At 38.5% G+C, this 17,646-nt stretch carries 13 protein-coding genes and 1 pseudogene; 6 read left to right on the forward strand and 8 right to left on the reverse strand.

Annotated elements, in window-relative coordinates; translation table 11 throughout:
• Positions 1-240 precede the first annotated feature (240 nt).
• Positions 241-1,542: a solute carrier family 23 protein gene (locus B9T28_RS12365; protein WP_086204289.1), complete on the forward strand. Its 1,302-nt coding sequence runs from the start codon at positions 241-243 to the stop codon at positions 1,540-1,542.
• A gap of 104 nt (positions 1,543-1,646) precedes the next feature.
• Positions 1,647-2,540 (forward strand): LysR family transcriptional regulator, encoded by an 894-nt coding sequence (locus B9T28_RS12370; protein WP_086204290.1) that lies wholly within the window; start codon positions 1,647-1,649, stop codon positions 2,538-2,540.
• Positions 2,541-2,573: 33 nt separating this feature from the next.
• Here B9T28_RS12370 and B9T28_RS12375 read toward each other — a convergent pair whose 3' ends face one another.
• Positions 2,574-3,317 (reverse strand): sulfite exporter TauE/SafE family protein, encoded by a 744-nt coding sequence (locus tag B9T28_RS12375; RefSeq protein WP_086204291.1) that lies wholly within the window; start codon positions 3,315-3,317, stop codon positions 2,574-2,576.
• 239 nt (positions 3,318-3,556) lie between these two features.
• Between B9T28_RS12375 and B9T28_RS12380 the strand changes: the two are divergent.
• Positions 3,557-4,642 (forward strand): annotated as a pseudogene (locus B9T28_RS12380) (type I glutamate--ammonia ligase).
• Between the two features lie 22 nt (positions 4,643-4,664).
• On the opposite strand, the gene B9T28_RS12385 reads toward B9T28_RS12380, so the two are convergent.
• From B9T28_RS12385 to B9T28_RS12400, 4 genes are all read right to left on the reverse strand, one after another.
• Entirely contained in the window at positions 4,665-4,952 is a 288-nt protein-coding gene (locus B9T28_RS12385; protein ID WP_086204292.1) for a chorismate mutase, read from the reverse strand.
• Entirely contained in the window at positions 4,933-6,267 is a 1,335-nt protein-coding gene (locus tag B9T28_RS12390; protein WP_086204293.1) for a hypothetical protein, read from the reverse strand. Before B9T28_RS12390 ends, B9T28_RS12385 begins: the two co-directional genes overlap by 20 nt.
• Before the next feature lie 334 nt (positions 6,268-6,601).
• On the reverse strand, positions 6,602-8,431 hold the full coding sequence (gene ilvD / locus B9T28_RS12395; RefSeq protein ID WP_086204294.1) for a dihydroxy-acid dehydratase: 1,830 nt from the start codon (positions 8,429-8,431) through the stop codon (positions 6,602-6,604).
• 534 nt (positions 8,432-8,965) lie between these two features.
• Entirely contained in the window at positions 8,966-11,131 is a 2,166-nt protein-coding gene (locus tag B9T28_RS12400; protein WP_086204295.1) for an ESPR-type extended signal peptide-containing protein, read from the reverse strand.
• A gap of 447 nt (positions 11,132-11,578) precedes the next feature.
• Between B9T28_RS12400 and fmt the strand changes: the two genes are divergently transcribed.
• Together fmt and rsmB are read left to right on the forward strand one after the other, a co-directional pair.
• Positions 11,579-12,538 carry a methionyl-tRNA formyltransferase gene (gene fmt / locus B9T28_RS12405; protein ID WP_086204296.1) on the forward strand — a complete coding sequence of 320 codons (960 nt, stop codon included), beginning with the start codon at positions 11,579-11,581 and terminating at the stop codon, positions 12,536-12,538.
• Positions 12,538-13,848: a 16S rRNA (cytosine(967)-C(5))-methyltransferase RsmB gene (gene rsmB, locus B9T28_RS12410; RefSeq protein WP_086204297.1), complete on the forward strand. Its 1,311-nt coding sequence runs from the start codon at positions 12,538-12,540 to the stop codon at positions 13,846-13,848. The genes fmt and rsmB overlap by 1 nt, the downstream gene beginning before the upstream one ends.
• Positions 13,849-13,904: 56 nt before the next feature.
• Here rsmB and B9T28_RS12415 read toward each other — a convergent pair whose 3' ends face one another.
• The 3 genes from B9T28_RS12415 to B9T28_RS12425 all read right to left on the reverse strand — a co-directional run bounded on the left by B9T28_RS12415 (position 13,905) and on the right by B9T28_RS12425 (position 16,432).
• A complete protein-coding gene (locus B9T28_RS12415; RefSeq protein WP_086204298.1) occupies positions 13,905-14,015 on the reverse strand; it encodes a methionine/alanine import family NSS transporter small subunit in 111 nt (36 codons plus the stop codon).
• A 12-nt stretch (positions 14,016-14,027) separates the two neighbouring features.
• The gene (locus tag B9T28_RS12420) at positions 14,028-15,506 is read right to left on the reverse strand and encodes a sodium-dependent transporter (protein WP_086204299.1); all 1,479 of its coding nucleotides are present in this window, start codon (positions 15,504-15,506) and stop codon (positions 14,028-14,030) included.
• Between the two features lie 341 nt (positions 15,507-15,847).
• Positions 15,848-16,432: a DUF1287 domain-containing protein gene (locus tag B9T28_RS12425; protein ID WP_086204300.1), complete on the reverse strand. Its 585-nt coding sequence runs from the start codon at positions 16,430-16,432 to the stop codon at positions 15,848-15,850.
• Positions 16,433-16,709: 277 nt separating this feature from the next.
• Here B9T28_RS12425 and B9T28_RS12430 point away from each other — a divergent pair, with 277 nt between their 5' ends.
• Positions 16,710-17,453: a TIGR04219 family outer membrane beta-barrel protein gene (locus B9T28_RS12430; protein WP_086204301.1), complete on the forward strand. Its 744-nt coding sequence runs from the start codon at positions 16,710-16,712 to the stop codon at positions 17,451-17,453.
• Positions 17,454-17,646: the final 193 nt, after the last annotated feature.

Below are 17,646 nucleotides of genomic sequence, written 5' to 3' on the forward strand. Positions count from 1 at the left end.
TCATCTTTAACTCAAGTGCCCCACACCAAGAAAGATCAAATAAATTTCCAAACCATAAAATGCATTTTTTATATCATTTACAGGTTAAATTCTTTTGCCTTACATGGTTTTATATTTTACCAATTGGTAAATAACAATATAAATTTCAACAATACCAAATTCTTAGTTTAACTAAAAACATTAAAACTCAACTCTAGAAAGAGTATGATGTGCTCAATTTGTTTTTTGAGCGCTCATTTTATGTCCAATTGGTTTCCAAAATGGCGTCCGTATGACGGAAATATTGATGCCCGACCAGTAGGTACCAATGAATATTTACCTCCTGCGCAAAGTGCTGTTTTAGGGATTCAACATGCCTTTGCCATGTTTGGTGCGACAGTCCTTGCACCTTTCTTAATGGGCTTTGACCCAAATCTGGCAATTTTAATGTCAGGTATTTGTACCATCCTGTTTTTCTTTATTACCGGTGGTCGTGTTCCTAGTTATTTAGGTTCCAGTTTTGCCTTTATTGGCGTGGTAATTGCTGCAACTGGTTATGCCGCTTCGGGCACAGGTGCACCAAATGCCAACATTGCTTTAGCTGCTGGCGGCATTATGGCGTGTGGTGTGTTATATGCCATTTTTGGTTTTATTGTCATGGCAACGGGCACCAACTGGATTGAAAAACTCATGCCTCCAGTGGTTACTGGTGCAGTGGTGATGATCATTGGTTTAAACCTTGCGCCAGTCACGGTTAAAAGCGTGGTGGGTAATAACTTTAATATGTGGATGGCTTTAGTTACTGTACTGTGTATGGGATCTATTGCCGTATTCACCAAAGGTTTATTACAACGTCTATTATTATTGGTGGGTTTACTTTCGGCTTACTTGATCTATTACATTGTTGCGAATGTCATGGGAAATGGTACGCCAATTAATTTCACCCCAATTCAACAAGCAGCATGGTTTGGTTTTCCATCTTTCCACTCACCAGAATTTAGCCTAAATGCGATGCTGATTATTGCACCAATTGCATTAATTTTAGTCGCTGAAAATTTAGGCCATATTAAAGCTGTGAGTGCCATGACCGGTGAAAACCTCGATCCACAGATTGGTAAAGCGTTTGTGGCCGATGGTATTGCCACGACCTTATCTGGCGGTGTTGGTGCACCGGGTATGACTACCTATGGTGAAAATATTGGTGTGATGGCCGTGACCCGTGTGTATTCCACCATTGTCTTTGTCATTGCCGGTGTTTTCGCGATTTTCTTGGGTCTTTCGCCAAAATTTGGTGCGGTGATTCACACCATTCCAACCGCAATTTTAACTGGTGCTTCGATTGTAGTATTTGGTTTAATTACCATTGCTGGTGCGAAAATCTGGATTGAAAATAAAGTCGATTTCTCGAAAAACAAAAACTTAATGGTGGCTGCGGTAACCATTATTTTAGGTACAGGTGACTTTGCTCTTCAGTTTGGTAGCTTTAATTTAGGCGGGATTGGTACAGCAACGTTTGCAGCACTGATTCTGAATTGGTTCTTTAGCTTAGCCGATAAATCATAAATATAAATCCCCATTTTTAGGCAGCCTATAGGCTGCTTTTTTTATGTCATCAGTTTTAATAATTTTAGTATGATGAGATTAATTTCACTGAGATGGCATCATCCATGCGCCTCGACTTTTTTGATTTGCAGTTATTCTTACACATTATAGATACAGGCAGTCTCACGAAAGGTGCGGAGCGTTCAGCGATTTCTCTACAAGCTGCCAGTGAGCGGATTAAAAAACTCGAACAACAATTTACCATCAGTTTATTTAGTCGCCATGCTTCAGGAGTCAAACTCACCATCGCAGGTCAAACATTTGCCGAACAGGCACAATTACTGCTCCAACAATATCACCAGTTACAGCAAGTTATGGCTATTTATGCGCAAGATACCCATTCACAAGTGACTCTATGGTGTAATTCATCCGCTCAAAGTGAATATTTACCCTTTTTGCTCCCCCCCTATCTGCTCGAGAATCCCAATATACAGATTGATTTAAAAGAAGCGGAAACCCGCGATATTATTCAAGCATTGGATAAAGGTACGGCGCAATTAGGCTTAATTTCAAGCTTTTTTAATTCAGAACATCTACAAACTTTAGAATTTAGCGATGACCCTTTGGTTTTAATTTGCCCCATCCAACATCGATTAAAGGACAAAATGCAGCTGCAATTGGTTGAGGTCATCCATTATCCCTTTGTTGGTCTGATGCAATATCATTCCCTACAACAATCCATTGAAACGCAAGCCAAACTATTAGGCTATGCAATTCAATATCGTTTACGCTTACCCAATTTTACAGCGATCGCACAAGTGGTTGCCAATGGCGTCGGTATTGCCATCATGCCCAAACGAGCTGCAAATCGCTTAACAACGCTTTATCCATTTCATCAAATTGAACTCAATGGCGACTGGGCCAATCGGAAACTATTATTGGCTGCAAAAAATTTTGATGATTTACCTGTGTCCTATCAGCATTTAAGCCAGTTTCTACTTTCAAAAAATTTTAAATGATTCTTCTGGCTTACACCAACTTCAGGAAATACATTAGATGACACCAAACTGATGCAACACCATATAAGCACCAAAATTGACTAACCCAATAAAGAATATTTTACGAAATTTTTGCTCAGAAATACGGTATCGAATTTTTGTCCCAATCCACATTCCGAGCAATGCGGGTATCAATGAGATCAGCGACATTTTGTAATCAATCGGCATATTACCCACTGGGTTTTGATGCAAAAATACAGCTAAACAAAGAGTCGATATAGTAAAAGCCAAGCCAAGGGATTGTACCAAGTCATCGCGTTTTAAATGCAATGACTGTAAATACGGCACCACTGGAATCACTACCACACCAGTTGCCACCGTTAGCGCCCCCCCTAAATAGCCCACAATAGGTGATAACCATTTTTCATGAGGCACAAGGTTGGGCATATTTTTCGCAAACAAGCCATATAAACCGTACAATGTCAGCATGCCACCCAATAATGCCTCACTATGGAAACCATTCCCTTTCTGATTTAAAGTCGGAAAAATACTCCAAATTGATCCGACCACAATACCGATTAATAACGGCCAAAAACGGCGCACCAAGCGTAGAACATGCCCCTCGGCAAAGAGTTGCCAAAAATTCGTGACCATGGATGGGATAATAAGCAGTGTCGCTGCCTGAAATGGACTAATCACTAACGTTAACAATCCCATAGCAACGGCAGGTAATCCTAATCCAATGGTGCCTTTAATCATCCCTGCGAGCGTAAATACGCCGATTACAAACCACAGCATGAACCCTACCTCTAAAACGTTAAGTCAAGGTTATAGAAAAATCTAGCGTTGAAAAATCATTGTTTTTGGAAGTAAGACTCAAGCATAGATTGAGGCTAGCCTCATCTTTTTCATTTCTGAATGGTCAAAAAATTTACGCTCTTTTTACGTTACTGCTTAGCGCAATATTCCTATAATTTTTTATCTCTACTCGATGTTAAAAATATGAATAGCCCATTTATAATCCAGCTTCAAGTTCGATGAATCACCTGTATTTGACCTCTCAAGATGCTGATCAATTCTTACTAGAAGTTAATCAATACTTAAATAAATATCCTACAACCGAACATATTGATATTTGCCTGCATGATTTAAATGGACATCTACGTGGCAAAAGAATTGATATCAAAAGCCTGAAAAACCTCTCCAAAGGTTGTTATTTTCCATTATCGATTTATGTCATGAATTTAGACGGCAAAGTAATTGAAGAAAGTGGGCTTGGAAAATACATGGATGAACCAGACTATCTTTACTTACCCATTTTAGGCTCTTTACGCCCTTGTGCAAACCAATCAGAAAAACATGCACAAATGTATTTGACCAGGAAATCTGAAAATGGTTCAGACTGCATCTTTGAACCGAGAAATATCTTAAAAAGAATCCTGTTAACCCTAAATCAAATGAACTATTTTCCGGTCATGGCATGAGAAGTCGAATTTTATTTATATTCCAAACAGAGCCATACCGAATTTAACATTGGTCAAACCCAATGTTTTGATGTGGATGCCCCTCACAATTATCAAACTGTATTAGAAAAAATTGAAATAGAAGCCAAAAAACAACATATCGAGATCACAGCCATTGTTGCAGAGAGTTCATCGGGTCAGTTCGAAATTAATATTCAACATAGTGCAGATATCTTAGAACTCTGTGATGACATTATGGCGATTAAACACATTGTGAACCATAGCGCCCACATGCATGGTTTAACTGCGAGCTTTATGGCAAAACCCAATATATTGAGTACTAGCAGCGGTTTGCACTTTCACATGAGCCTTTTAAATCAATTTCAACAAAATATCTATGCAACGGATGATCTTAAACAACCGAATCAACACATGCGGTAGATTATTGCCGGTCTGCTTCAGCTCATGAAATGAAACCGCATGATGTAAGAACCTTATTGCCTAATCATCAACTCGAAGCGTTAAAACTCTTTGAAAAAATGCAATTCTTAAACAATATTTGGGTGCTGATTTTATGCAATTATGGGCGGCTTGGAAAAAATACGAATACCAATTGGTCGCCAATCAAATTACCAACTTGAATTACAATGGGGACTATAGAAATGCTCTTACAATGATCCGTTTAAGGGCGAATTTCTTTCAATTCTCTTTGAATAAAATGCTGAATCATTTCCCGATATAAGTGTTCCACCAAATCAGGATTCGTACCCAAATCAATGGCTTTTTGACGCACTTTATTAATGACTTGTTGCACACGCTCAGGTGACTGTACCTCTTCAGCTGTACGCTTAAAACGTACAGCTTGATCAACATAAAACTGTCGCGTTGCAATGATCTCAATTAAAGCCTGATCAATCGCATCAATTTTCTCACGGACTTGATCAAGCGACTCACATTTTTCTTTCTGCATTTGAATTATCTTCTATATGTTTAAGTTCTGCATCATTATCGCTTTTATACTTTTGTTCTAACACATTACTCAGGATACTTTCAATCATCCACACACGATATAAGCTATTAAATACATACTGTTTCCCATCGACTCTTAATTCTAAAATAGGAAAATCAGGCTGATGCTTCTCGGCACATTTTTGATCATTGGCTTTTAATAATTCAGCAACATCATCATCCACGAAATGCGCAATATCTAAATCTTGTTTTAATCGCTGTAAATGCGGTTTAAAGGCTAAATCTTGACCTTTAGTCCAGACTGCCTGCAAAATTTCATACATGACATCTACACGTTGTTCTTCAGGCACGCTATAAAATAGTCGCGCCATATTGAGCGTTCCGTCTGCTGTTGGTCGACAAAATGGAGTAAATTTCACTTCAGTTCGTTTTGACAATCGGGTTGCCAAACTCCAATCAAAAAAGTCCTTCGCATGATAGCTCAGCGGATATACATTCAATTGAATATTATAATAATTGGCCAGTTCTTCTTTAATATAGGCCAACAACAACCAACTGATTGGATCTTCTAAAGCGATATATAAGTCTAACTCAGGATGCATAGCATGAATTTCTGCCAATTCCTCTGCATCACTGACGATATGTTCACGCCATTCAATATGGTCAATCAAAAAAATCGGGTTATCAATTAATAGTTTTTGCTGTTTTAGACGGCGTGTGAGCCGCAATAAATCATCGACTGCATGATATTTACGATCACCAAACTCAAAATAGCTTTCCAATACAGGAAGATGCTCAAACACACGTTCTGAGAAATTTTGTGGTTGTTGATGCTGACTTGCCATCACGAATAAAGTCCGTAACTTACCATATTGCTGTTGCCACAACATATGAAAGACGTCTTCGAGTAAATAAAGAAAGTTTTGACCCGTCAGTGGTGTATTTCTAAGGATGATTTCCGCCTGTTTTAAGGCTTCTGGAGTCGGCTGTTCTGGTTTTTCATTATCATAACTAAAACGGTGCTGATGCGCTAAAATTTTGGCATCATTTAAACTATATGTACGCCATTCATCCATACTCATGCCATTAGGTGGCTCAGCAGCAGTATCAGAAATAATTACTTTCAATGGCTTTAATTCATCACTGAGAATTTCGTCTAACTGCGGCAGTTGCTGTACCGCCAAATAGCTATACACATCATCTAAACGCAAATAGATACTTAATCCGTGTTCTGTTGGTAACACCTTTTGACGAATTGGCTTTTCATAGAACCAACTCGATCGAATTGGATCGAACCAACGGCGTAACAGCGACATGAGATTAGCCCCGAAATAAACTCTAAACGAGTTTCAGATGTTGATTTAAATTCATCCAAGGATAACATTCATTCAATCTAGATGCTAAAAACACGATGAATTTTATGCAAAAACTTAGCGTAAATTAAATTAAAATTTTCATGACCTTTAAAGCATAGATGTTCTATAAACCAAGCCCCGTATGGCTTTCTGACTGAAAAATAAATCAATTCTAGACAGTCAAAAATATTTTATAGTGTGTATAAACAGCACCATAAGCCGAAGATAAAAAAACACCCAATCTAACGGTTGGATGTTTTTTTATCTATTGCTGTATTACAGACTACAGAACACTTTAAAGTTCGCGTACAGCACCTTTCGATGCGCTTGTCGTATGCATCGCGTAAGCTTTCAATGCTTTAGACACTTTACGTGGACGCTGTTCAGCAGGCTGCCAACCTTTGGCTTCTTGCACTTCACGGCGCGCTGCCATGGTTGCTTCATCGACTGCTAAATGAATGGTACGGTTTGGAATATCAATTTCGATACGGTCGCCATCCTCAACCAAACCAATTGCACCACCTTCAGCCGCTTCAGGTGAAACGTGACCAATGGAAAGACCTGATGAACCACCAGAGAAACGACCATCTGTTAATAATGCACAGTCTTTACCTAAACCTTTCGATTTTAAGTAACTGGTTGGATATAACATTTCTTGCATACCCGGACCACCACGAGGACCTTCGTAGCGAATTACCACCACATCACCCGCTTGAATACCACCGCCCAGAATGCTTTCTACCGCAGCATCTTGGCTTTCAAAAACCCGTGCTGTGCCGTTGAATTTCAAAATTGAATCATCTACACCCGCAGTTTTGACGATACAGCCATCCAGTGCAATGTTGCCATATAGTACAGCCAAACCACCATCTTCTGAGAAGGCGTGTTCAGCATTACGAATTACGCCTGTTTCACGGTTACCATCTAAAGTTTGGTAATAACGGTTTTGTGAGAATGCAGTTTGTGTCGGAACACCGCCTGGTGCTGAACGGAAGAATTCATACACATCTGCATCTTCAGTACGAATGATGTCCCATTTGTCCAAGGCATCTTTTAAGGTTTTTTCATGTACCGTTGGTACAGAGGTATCCAATAATCCAGCACGGTCTAACTCGCCCAAAATCGACATGATCCCGCCAGCACGGTGTACATCTTCCATATGTACGTCTTGTTTTGCCGGTGCAACTTTACACAGCACAGGAACTTTACGCGAAAGTCGATCAATATCGGTCATGGTAAAATCGACTTCGGCTTCATGCGCCGCCGCCAATAAATGCAAGACCGTATTGGTTGAACCGCCCATGGAAACATCTAGCGTCATCGCATTTTCAAACGCCGCTTTGGTTGCAATAGAACGCGGTAAAATACTGTAATCATCTTGTTCATAATGACGTTTTGCCAATTCAACAATCAACTGCCCCGCACGTTCGAATAACTTTTTACGATTCGCATGCGTTGCTAAAGTTGAACCATTGCCCGGTAAAGACAAACCTAAAGCTTCGGTCAAACAGTTCATTGAGTTAGCTGTAAACATGCCTGAACATGAACCACAAGTTGGACATGCAGAGCGTTCATACTCAGCCACTTCTTCATCAGTAAAGCTGTCATCTGCTGCGACAATCATGGCATCAACCAAATCAATGGCCTTTTCATTACCACGGATTTTCACTTTGCCCGCTTCCATTGGGCCACCTGAAACAAAGACTACCGGAATGTTCAAGCGCATTGCTGCCATCAACATTCCTGGGGTAATTTTGTCACAGTTCGAAATACAGACCATTGCATCTGCACAATGCGCATTCACCATATATTCAACCGAGTCCGCAATCAAGTCACGTGAAGGCAATGAATACAGCATACCGTCATGCCCCATCGCAATCCCATCATCGACCGCAATGGTGTTGAATTCTTTGGCTACACCACCTGATGCTTCAATTTGACGTGCCACCAATTGGCCCAAGTCTTTTAAATGCACATGACCCGGAACAAATTGAGTGAATGAGTTGACCACCGCAATAATTGGTTTACCGAAATCTTCATCTTTCATTCCAGTCGCGCGCCATAAGCCACGCGCACCAGCCATATTTCTTCCATGTGTCGATGTTTTTGAACGATAGTCAGGCATTGTGTATTTCCAACAAAGTTTGAGCTTGAAATGAATCCTCTGATTCACTCTGGCTGAATAATACGTATATAAAACGTAGAATCAGTCGAAATATAGGCCCAGCATACTCCAGCTTATGGTTTAACAAGTGACCACAGATATGGACTCTTTTTATACGATAACACTGAAGATATTCCAGCTGTCTATATAAATAAATTAAGGTTATTTGATAATATAAACCGATACTGGCAAATTAAATACAAAACTTTCATGAATAATTTTAAAAAATTAATAATATATTTTTATAACTAATGCGTAATATCCAAAAAAACTTTTATAAAAAATCTATGCTCAAAGGTAAATGCATTGTTAATGAGCAGCTCGCGTAGCACTCTTATTATTATAAACAGTATAGCAACGCTACTTTTATTTTCCACCTAGTATAGATATGCGCCTTTTTATTGATTCAAATAAGAAATGCATTGTCATTCTTAATGGTTAAGCTTTTCTGCATAAAAAATCGGGAAAATCCAAAGATTTTCCCGATTAAATCTCTTAGTTAATAACACCACTGATACCAATACGTACACTTGGATCACCTTGTGAAGCAACTGCCACACCACCTGTGAGGGACCAACGCCCATTATTAGCGGTCTTACGGAGCGTTACACCTATCGCATTTTCACCACTGTGATAGGCAGCGCCCACTGCATAGGTATATTTACCAGCAATGTAAGGTGCATTTTCAAGCGCCATCGCTGCAGCAATACCAGCATTGGCTTGTTCCTCTACACGATCAATACGATGATTGGTTGCACGGAATGCATCCTCTAATCGATTATTAACATTATCAATTTTGCTATTCAAATTCTGATCAACTTGATTCAGTGCATCAATCGCACCACCGACATTATTGTATGTTTTATTGTCTACGTTATATGTAGGTGCATTAAAACTACCCGTAATGTTGTCATATCCAGCACCACCACCTAAATAATTCACCACTGCTTGATTCGTTGTGTGCAATTGTGAACCGTTTACAGCATCTGTAGAAGTCGCATTTACAGCACCCTTAGCCACACCAGTAACAACACGATTACCATCAGTCCCAGATATATTCACTAACGTACCACCAGTGTCTTTGGCGACGGTAATATTACCTTTAGATCCGCCAACTTGTTTGACTAATCCAACTGAACCATTATTAATATCATTTTTGATATTGGTAATATCACTCGTATTATTGGTAATCTGCCCTTGTAGATCATCACGTACATCGGCAAGCTGGCCACCATTAACAGCATCCTTAGAACCCGATGCAACAGTCCCATCAGCTAGGTTGTGTATCCCTGTGCCATTAGCCCCTCCAGCCAGTGTGATGTTATTTTTATCCACGCTACTATCTGGATTTTTATTATATAGAACGGCCTGATCATTCACTTGATTAATATTGGTTTGAACATTATTGATTGCTGAGTCTAGCTGACTTTTATTGACAGCATCCGAACCGGCAACACCATTTGCAACGTGAGTAATAATTTTATTACCAGCATTAATCCCTCCAGTCGTAATACTTGGCCCACCAACAATTGTTAAACCTGTCCCACCCAATTGCACAACTGATCCAATTGAAACACCATTATTGTCCAGTCTACTGTTGCCTGTAGTAATGCTAGTCGACACTAAGTTTGGATTCGTCTCTATTTCTAGAGTTTTGCCGACCTGTGTAAGCGCAATGTTGTTCCCAGCAATGAAGTCAAGGTCATCTCCTGGTGCAATTATTGTGGAACTATTCCCAGACCTGACTCCTGTACCTGACTGAGTGGTACTGAATGTCCAACCTTTATTAGCATTATTCGCATTTTCAGATACTATTTTTAATTGCTCTTCAGAAGCTGCACGGCCTACGATTGCAAAGTCACTCGCTGTAAGCGTGGTATTCGACAAACCTACAATGGTATTTTTTGTCTTATCTGTGATGACCGAACCAACCGTTACTTGATCAAAGTTCACCTTTGGTGCTGTCGCAACACTAATATCATTACCACTCCGTGATATCTTGATATTCGCTCCATCGTTAAATTGAACTGTATCATTCGCTTTTACCGCTGTTGCACTATCTCCATTCGCTTGAATTTTGAATGTTTGGTTCTGTAAATTTGCTACATTTTGATTGGTGTTATCTAACTGCCCCTTATTTACTGCATCAGAAAGAGCGACACCATTAGCCACATTATTAATCACTTGATTACCTGCACTAATACCTGTGCTTGTAAATTTCGGACCACCTACAATGGTCAAACCACTGTTATTTAGCTGACTATTACCTGTAGTAATACTAGTGGATACCAAGTTTGGATTGGTTGCTACTGTAATCGTTTTTCCTGCTTGCGTAAGTGCAATATTATTTCCTGCTATAACTTTAACTTCATCACCAGGTTTAACCTTGGTAGAACTACTACCTGATACTGTTCCAGTACCCGATTTTCCTGTATTAATTTTCCAACCTTGACTTGAATGATCAGAATCACCATCACAGCCACAGTCCTCATGGGGCCCATTCGCCATCGCTTCAGGACTTAAGCTCACCATTACAATAAGAGTTGCTGCACCTACGATTGCCGTCACTTGGGAAGATTTTGTTTTAGCTTTAGCTAATTCAGATACCGCTATCCACGTCCCTAAGGTCGCACTCCAAATCACTTTATAGATATTGTTCATGTGTTATTCCTTTTAGATATTTAGGTCGATTTTTTCACCCAAAAACATAAAGTTGCTTATTTTTTTAACATCATTATTACAAAGATATATAATTTTTATGTGACTTGATTCTCCTTTTTTTATATATACCTCTAGTAGTTATAATAATCAGATCATCTTTCGATTTCTATTACTTTTTAATATTTTTTAACAATTATTGACAATTAATCATTTTTTTATTCATTATTATTTAATTTATATAATAAATATAAGATACAATTCACACTTATTTTAATATGCAAATCGCTATATCCGTAAAGAATCACCTTGTGATTATTTTTATAATCGAGCAGCCTCTACAAAAATGGCATTCTGATTCTAAAAAATACGTTTAAAGTTTATTAGCTACAGCATCCGCTCTAGAGCTTTGTTATAATTTTAGTTAAGCCATCATTTCGAGCTCATTCTTTGAAAATCATCTTTGCGGGTACACCTGAATTCGCTGCCATTGCATTAGCGTCACTCCTAAACACCGAACATGAAATAGTCGCTGTTTATACTCAGCCTGACCGTAAAGCAGGACGTGGGCAAAAATTATCAGCTTCAGCCGTGAAACAGCTCGCATTAGAAAATGATTTACCCGTTTATCAACCCTTACATTTTAAATCTTCGACCGAAGAAGGTTTGATGGCACAACAAGAATTAGCCGCATTAAATGCAGATGTTATGGTGGTTGCTGCTTATGGGCTGATTTTGCCACAAGTGGTTTTAGATACGCCAAAATATGGATGTCTGAATATTCATGGTTCTTTGTTACCGCGTTGGCGCGGTGCAGCACCCATTCAGCGTGCCATTGCTACTGGCGACACTGAAACTGGTATCACCATTATGAAAATGGCAGCAGGTTTAGACACTGGCGATATGATGTTTAAAACGATTTGCCCAATTACGTCAGAAGATACCTCTGCAACACTACATGACAAACTTGCAGCTCAAGGTGCAGAAGCCATTTGTACTGTGTTAGCTTCAGAAGAAAAACTACAACATTACTTCGCAACACGTGAAGTTCAAGATGAAGCTTCAACAATCTATGCCCATAAACTCTCTAAGAGCGAAGCTCAAATTGACTGGACACAAACAGCAATTGAGATTGACCGTAATATTCGTGCATTTAATCCATGGCCTGTGGCATTCACGCCTTTAGATGACACTCAAAATTTACGTATTTGGAATTCATCACTTTCTCAGCATGCTGCTCATTCTGCACAAGCGGGTGAAATTGTAGCAATGGATAAACAAGGTGTTCATGTTGCCTGCGGTGATCATCATTGTATTTGTATTAACAACTTACAATGGCCGGGTGGTAAAGCACTGAATGCTGTACAAATCGTACAAACTCAAAAACTTACTCTTGGACAAATTTTATAATGAAACAATCTGCACATTACGCCTCAGAGAGAGCGTTAAATTTACGCGCTCAGGTTGTTAAAACTTTATTGGCTGTCCAAAATGGTCAATCACTTGCATCGGTTTTAAATCAACACATGAATATTGTGTCCGATAAAGACCGTGCTTTGTATCATGAATTGGTTTTAGGTTGTTTGCGCCAATGGCATGCGCTCAAACAAGTTGCACTACCACTACTCAGCAAACCACTAGATAATGCTGTGGTTGAAACCTGTATTTATGTGGGTTTATACCAATTATTGTCTACACGTGTTGCAGCACATGCAGCAATTTCTGAAACTGTAGATGCAGTGAAGCAATTGGGCATGGAAAGTTTAAGTGGTGTCGTGAATGCCATTTTGCGTCGTGCTACTCGTGAAACTGAACAATTCTATGAAGTCCTTGAGAATGCACACGGCTTACCAAGCTGGTTATACAAGCGCTTAAAGAAAGATTGGGGTGATGATTTTGAAGCATTGAGTTATGAACTCAAGCAAGTTGCGCCTTTAACCTTACGTGTCAACACCCTACAAGTTAGCCGTGAAGAATATCTAGAAATTTTAGAAGATGAAGGCATTGATGCGCATGCTTGTGAAATTTCACAAGTCGGTATTGTACTGGATGAAAGTTTACATATTCCAAGCCTCCCTGGCTTTGAAGCGGGTGGTTTTTCTGTACAAGATGAACATGCACAACTCTGTGCCACCTTATTGCCGAACCTTGATGGCAAAATTGTGATTGATGCCTGTGCTGCTCCAGGTGGAAAAACGGCACATATTTTAGAGACTTATCAACCCAAAAAATTGATCGCATTAGATCAAGATGAAAAACGCTTAAAACGTATTCATGAAAACTTAGAACGTTTAGCATTAGGCGACCAAAATGTCAGTATTATTACTGCCGATGCAGCGAAATGGGCTGCACCTGAACTGGCAGATTGCATTGTTTTAGATGCACCTTGTTCAGCAATTGGTGTCATCCGTCGCCATCCAGATATTCGTTTATTGCGCCAATCCGGTGATATTGCTAAAACTGTCGAGTTACAGAAAAAAATTCTAGAAAATATGTGGCAGCAACTCAAAGTGGGTGGCACCTTACTCTATGTCACTTGCTCAATTTTAAAAGTTGAAAATGAACAGCAGATGGTTAATTTCTTTGCGACACATGCAGATGCTCAAGAAATTAAAATTGAAGCCGATTGGGGTATTGAACAAATACATGGCCGCCAACTGTTGCCGAAAATTGGCCATGGTGATGGTTTCTATTATTGCCGAATCGAAAAAATGGCATAAATTTGGATAATGAAAATAAAAAAGGTGGCTTTCAAGCCACCTTTTTTTACTCAAATTTAATCATCTAAGCTCTCAGGATGTTTTACGAGATGAAAAATCGCCATAAGCAATCCTCCCCATAAAAACAGCATAGAGATTATCATCATCACAATTGCAGAAGTATTCATTCGTGTAATCTCCTATCGATCATGAATTTTTGACATTAACAATGCACCGAGGGCACAGAAAATAATACTGCCCCAACCAAAACATAAAAGCAGATTACTCGAATAGTCTCCATACCCTTTTTGAATGAGTGAATTTAACGCAAGCAACAAGGTCGATAATAAAACCACAGGTGTCACAATGGTTAATGTGAACTCCCAAGTTTTACCCAATTGGATCGTTGAAATCCGATTAATGTGTGTTTCAAGTTCAGACATCAATACTCGTTTAAACCAAGACACCATAATAATTGAAATTAATGCACCCGAAACAATACCGAGGTTATTAATAAAGTGATCAATGATATCGACTAGCTTAATGGCATTATTGGTAGAGAACAGGAAAATTGAAACGGCACCTGTACCACCACCAACCACAGAGACTGCTTTAATACGACCCCACTTTAATTTATCCTGTAATGCCGCAATTGGCACTTCAAGAATACTCACCATTGAGGTAATGCCAGCAACAAAAAGTGAAGTAAAGAACAAGATACCAAAGAAATCGGCTCCTGCTCCTAAACTTGAAATCAACTTAGGAAATGCAATAAAGGCTAAACCAATACCGCCACTCACGACTTCCTCAACAGGTTTTCCTGCCGCATGTGCCATAAAGCCAAGTGCTGCAAAAACACCAATACCCGCTAAAAGTTCAAAGGATGAATTGGCAAATCCAACGATCAGACCTGAACCAGTCAAGTTAGTTTTTGGTTTCAGATAGGATGAATAAGTCACCATAATTCCAAAGCCAACAGATAAGCTAAAGAAGATATGACCATATGCAGCAAGCCAAACCTTATAGTCCATCATCTTAGACCAATTCGGTGTAAAGAAGGCATTTAAGCCATCTGCTGCACCAGGTAAACGTACCGCTTGAATCACGAGAATCGTAAATAAAACAATCAAGAGCGGCATAAAAATTTTGTTGGAAAGCTCAACACCTTTTTTTACACCACCATATAAAATCGCTAAGACACCAACCCAAACACCCACTAATGGCCAAAATAAGTGGCTAATAAAGGTCAGATCAAAAGTTTTAGATTCTGTGGTCTGCAAATAGGTCTTAAAGAAAAAACTTTCAGGATCTGATCCCCATACTTGTCCGATGGAGAAATAAATATAACTACCAGCCCAAGTCAACACACCTGCATAATACAAACCAATAATAAGACAGACGCAAACTTGCCACCAACCCAATGTCTCTGCTGGCTTCCACAATTTTTTATAGGCTTTTGGAGGTGCGCCCGAACTGCGGTGTCCCACAGCATAATCTAAAAACAGCAAAGGTAAACCTGCTGTTAATAATGCAATTAAATAAGGAATTAAAAATGCACCACCACCGTTTTCATACGCAACGTATGGGAACCGCCAAATATTTCCTAAACCAACAGCAGAACCAACTGCTGCAATAATAAAGCCTGATCGTGCTGACCAGTGTTCACGAGTTTCTAACATAAAGCACCTAATACTATAGGCATCTTTAGATGCTGCTTATTTTGTTTGTGTATCGCATGCAAAAAAAGAACCAAAAAATTTTGTTGTTTGAATAAGAGAGTACCTTATGAGCACTTTGTTCTAATTACAAACCAGCAAAAACAATCACTTCTTGCTTAAAGAAAACGATTCAAAAATTGCTGTTTATTAATGCAACAATACCTGTTTTCCTTAATTTTTTCTGTAATTCAGGCATTAAATCGATACATTTTTCTTGTTATTTATCACTCTTCGTTGTTTTTTCAACCATCTATTCATAAATTGATTTAAAAATACAATTAAATTTTACTTATCTGAATAATTCATTGCAAAGTCCTCGGCAAACGATAATGCCCAATAATTTTATATTCATGCAGAATATCATTCTCACGAGTCCCGTAACCTATGTTATGAATCACCAATGCTGTTTTTGACAATAATGTTACTTTATTGGAAATAATACCAATATGTACCAATCCATTACCTAAATCCCAGGTAACAATATCTCCAGGTAAATATTGATTTTCCTGAACGGTATAACCCTGACGTTTGAAATAAGTCATGATATTCGGAACTCGTCGATGATCAATATTCTTATCTGTGCTTTTTAAACTCCATTTTTGTGGATACTGCTTAAAATTATTGCGCATATCCTCATGAATACGCTGTTGTAAATCAATACCTTGATGACGTAATGCACGTACAATGACATCTGTACATACGCCTTTCAGAATGGGAACATCACCCAGCGGATAGTTTAATGCCGTATATGCTGGGTCGTAGTACAGAGTTTGACCAATTTGTGAACGTGCATCATCAACCAATTGTCTCGGTTGAAATGCGAAACTGCTTAAACTATAAAAAACCAAACCCAATGTGAGGATGGTCTGAAATAATGCTTTTTTCATTGTTCTTATTCTCTATATCAATCACTAAAATCTAAACAAGAAACCTTACTCCCTTTCAATATGACTTATTGTTCAATGACAAGCAACTTTTCTGATTACAGATCCAAAGCTATAAAATACAACTCTATCTTTAGCTTGATTATCGTTATTTCAAATCTATAACCTAATAATGCAAAATCATTTAAACCTCTATATCATGCGCTTAGTTTAAAGATGCAATTACAGTCATTAAGCAACAAAACAAAGAAATGAAAAATCATTTCATCAATGAGGAATTATGAAAATATTTAAATTACCACTACTTGCAACAATTTTAGGCATAAGTTCTTTTGCACAAGCTGATTTTATTGGCTTAAAAGGAGACATCAGTTATTGGAATGTTGGCGGGACTTCTGAAATTAATCATAAATCTAGTCTATCCAATAATACTGGTTTAGATGATTTATTATTAAATCCTTATGCTGGAATAAACTCAAAACTCGATTTAGAGACTAAAGGCACTATTCAAGCTTCTGTCGCATTTGAACATCCAATTCCGATCATTCCAAATGTAAAATTAAAATATACAAAGTTAGATACTGAAACTAAATCTAATATTGAACTAGCCAAAACCAAAATTGATTTAGATCATACTGACTTCATTCTTTATTATGAAATTCTAGACAATATCGTCAAAGCAGATATTGGTGTAGGCGCAACTAAGCTCAATGGTACTGTAAAACAATTGACGCAAAATTTAGATATTGATAAATATGCCCCGATCATTTATGCAGAGGCTGGCGCAAAACTACCATTTACAGGTCTAAGTACAAAAGCTGAAGCCACTTATACCAATGTTAATGATGTAAAAATCACAGATGCTCAGGCTGAAGTTCAATATGATTTTGTTAAATCTATTGTTTTAGATCTCGGTGTTAAAGTGGGTTACCGTGTTTTGAATATCGAACTGAATGATTTAGATAAACGTGATATGAAGTTTGATTTTAAAGGCCCATATATTGGTTTAGATGCCCACTTTTAATTCTTAAAATTTTTAAATCAAATAGATCAACATTCTAATGTTGATCTATTTTTTATTTTATTCCCCTTTATTCCGTACATATTTCCCATAAAAAAACACCCCAACTGTTAAGTTGGGGTGTTTTTAGAATTAATGAGCTGGCGATGACTTACTCTCACATGGGTAACCCCACACTACCATCAGCGCTAAGAGG

Source organism: Acinetobacter silvestris (assembly GCF_002135235.1).
GTDB classification, from domain to species: domain Bacteria; phylum Pseudomonadota; class Gammaproteobacteria; order Pseudomonadales; family Moraxellaceae; genus Acinetobacter; species Acinetobacter silvestris.

What these genes read in the sequence shown, in the direction of transcription:
- B9T28_RS12365 (WP_086204289.1), top strand. Translation starts at nt 241, where the DNA reads ATGTCCAATTGGTTTCCAAAATGGCGTCCGTATGACGGAAATATTGAT.
- B9T28_RS12370 (WP_086204290.1), top strand. Translation starts at nt 1,647, where the DNA reads ATGCGCCTCGACTTTTTTGATTTGCAGTTATTCTTACACATTATAGAT.
- B9T28_RS12375 (WP_086204291.1), bottom strand. Translation starts at nt 3,317, where the DNA reads ATGCTGTGGTTTGTAATCGGCGTATTTACGCTCGCAGGGATGATTAAA.
- B9T28_RS12385 (WP_086204292.1), bottom strand. Translation starts at nt 4,952, where the DNA reads ATGCAGAAAGAAAAATGTGAGTCGCTTGATCAAGTCCGTGAGAAAATT.
- B9T28_RS12390 (WP_086204293.1), bottom strand. Translation starts at nt 6,267, where the DNA reads ATGTCGCTGTTACGCCGTTGGTTCGATCCAATTCGATCGAGTTGGTTC.
- ilvD (WP_086204294.1), bottom strand. Translation starts at nt 8,431, where the DNA reads ATGCCTGACTATCGTTCAAAAACATCGACACATGGAAGAAATATGGCT.
- B9T28_RS12400 (WP_086204295.1), bottom strand. Translation starts at nt 11,131, where the DNA reads ATGAACAATATCTATAAAGTGATTTGGAGTGCGACCTTAGGGACGTGG.
- rsmB (WP_086204297.1), top strand. Translation starts at nt 12,538, where the DNA reads ATGAAACAATCTGCACATTACGCCTCAGAGAGAGCGTTAAATTTACGC.
- B9T28_RS12415 (WP_086204298.1), bottom strand. Translation starts at nt 14,015, where the DNA reads ATGAATACTTCTGCAATTGTGATGATGATAATCTCTATGCTGTTTTTA.
- B9T28_RS12420 (WP_086204299.1), bottom strand. Translation starts at nt 15,506, where the DNA reads ATGTTAGAAACTCGTGAACACTGGTCAGCACGATCAGGCTTTATTATT.
- B9T28_RS12425 (WP_086204300.1), bottom strand. Translation starts at nt 16,432, where the DNA reads ATGAAAAAAGCATTATTTCAGACCATCCTCACATTGGGTTTGGTTTTT.
- B9T28_RS12430 (WP_086204301.1), top strand. Translation starts at nt 16,710, where the DNA reads ATGAAAATATTTAAATTACCACTACTTGCAACAATTTTAGGCATAAGT.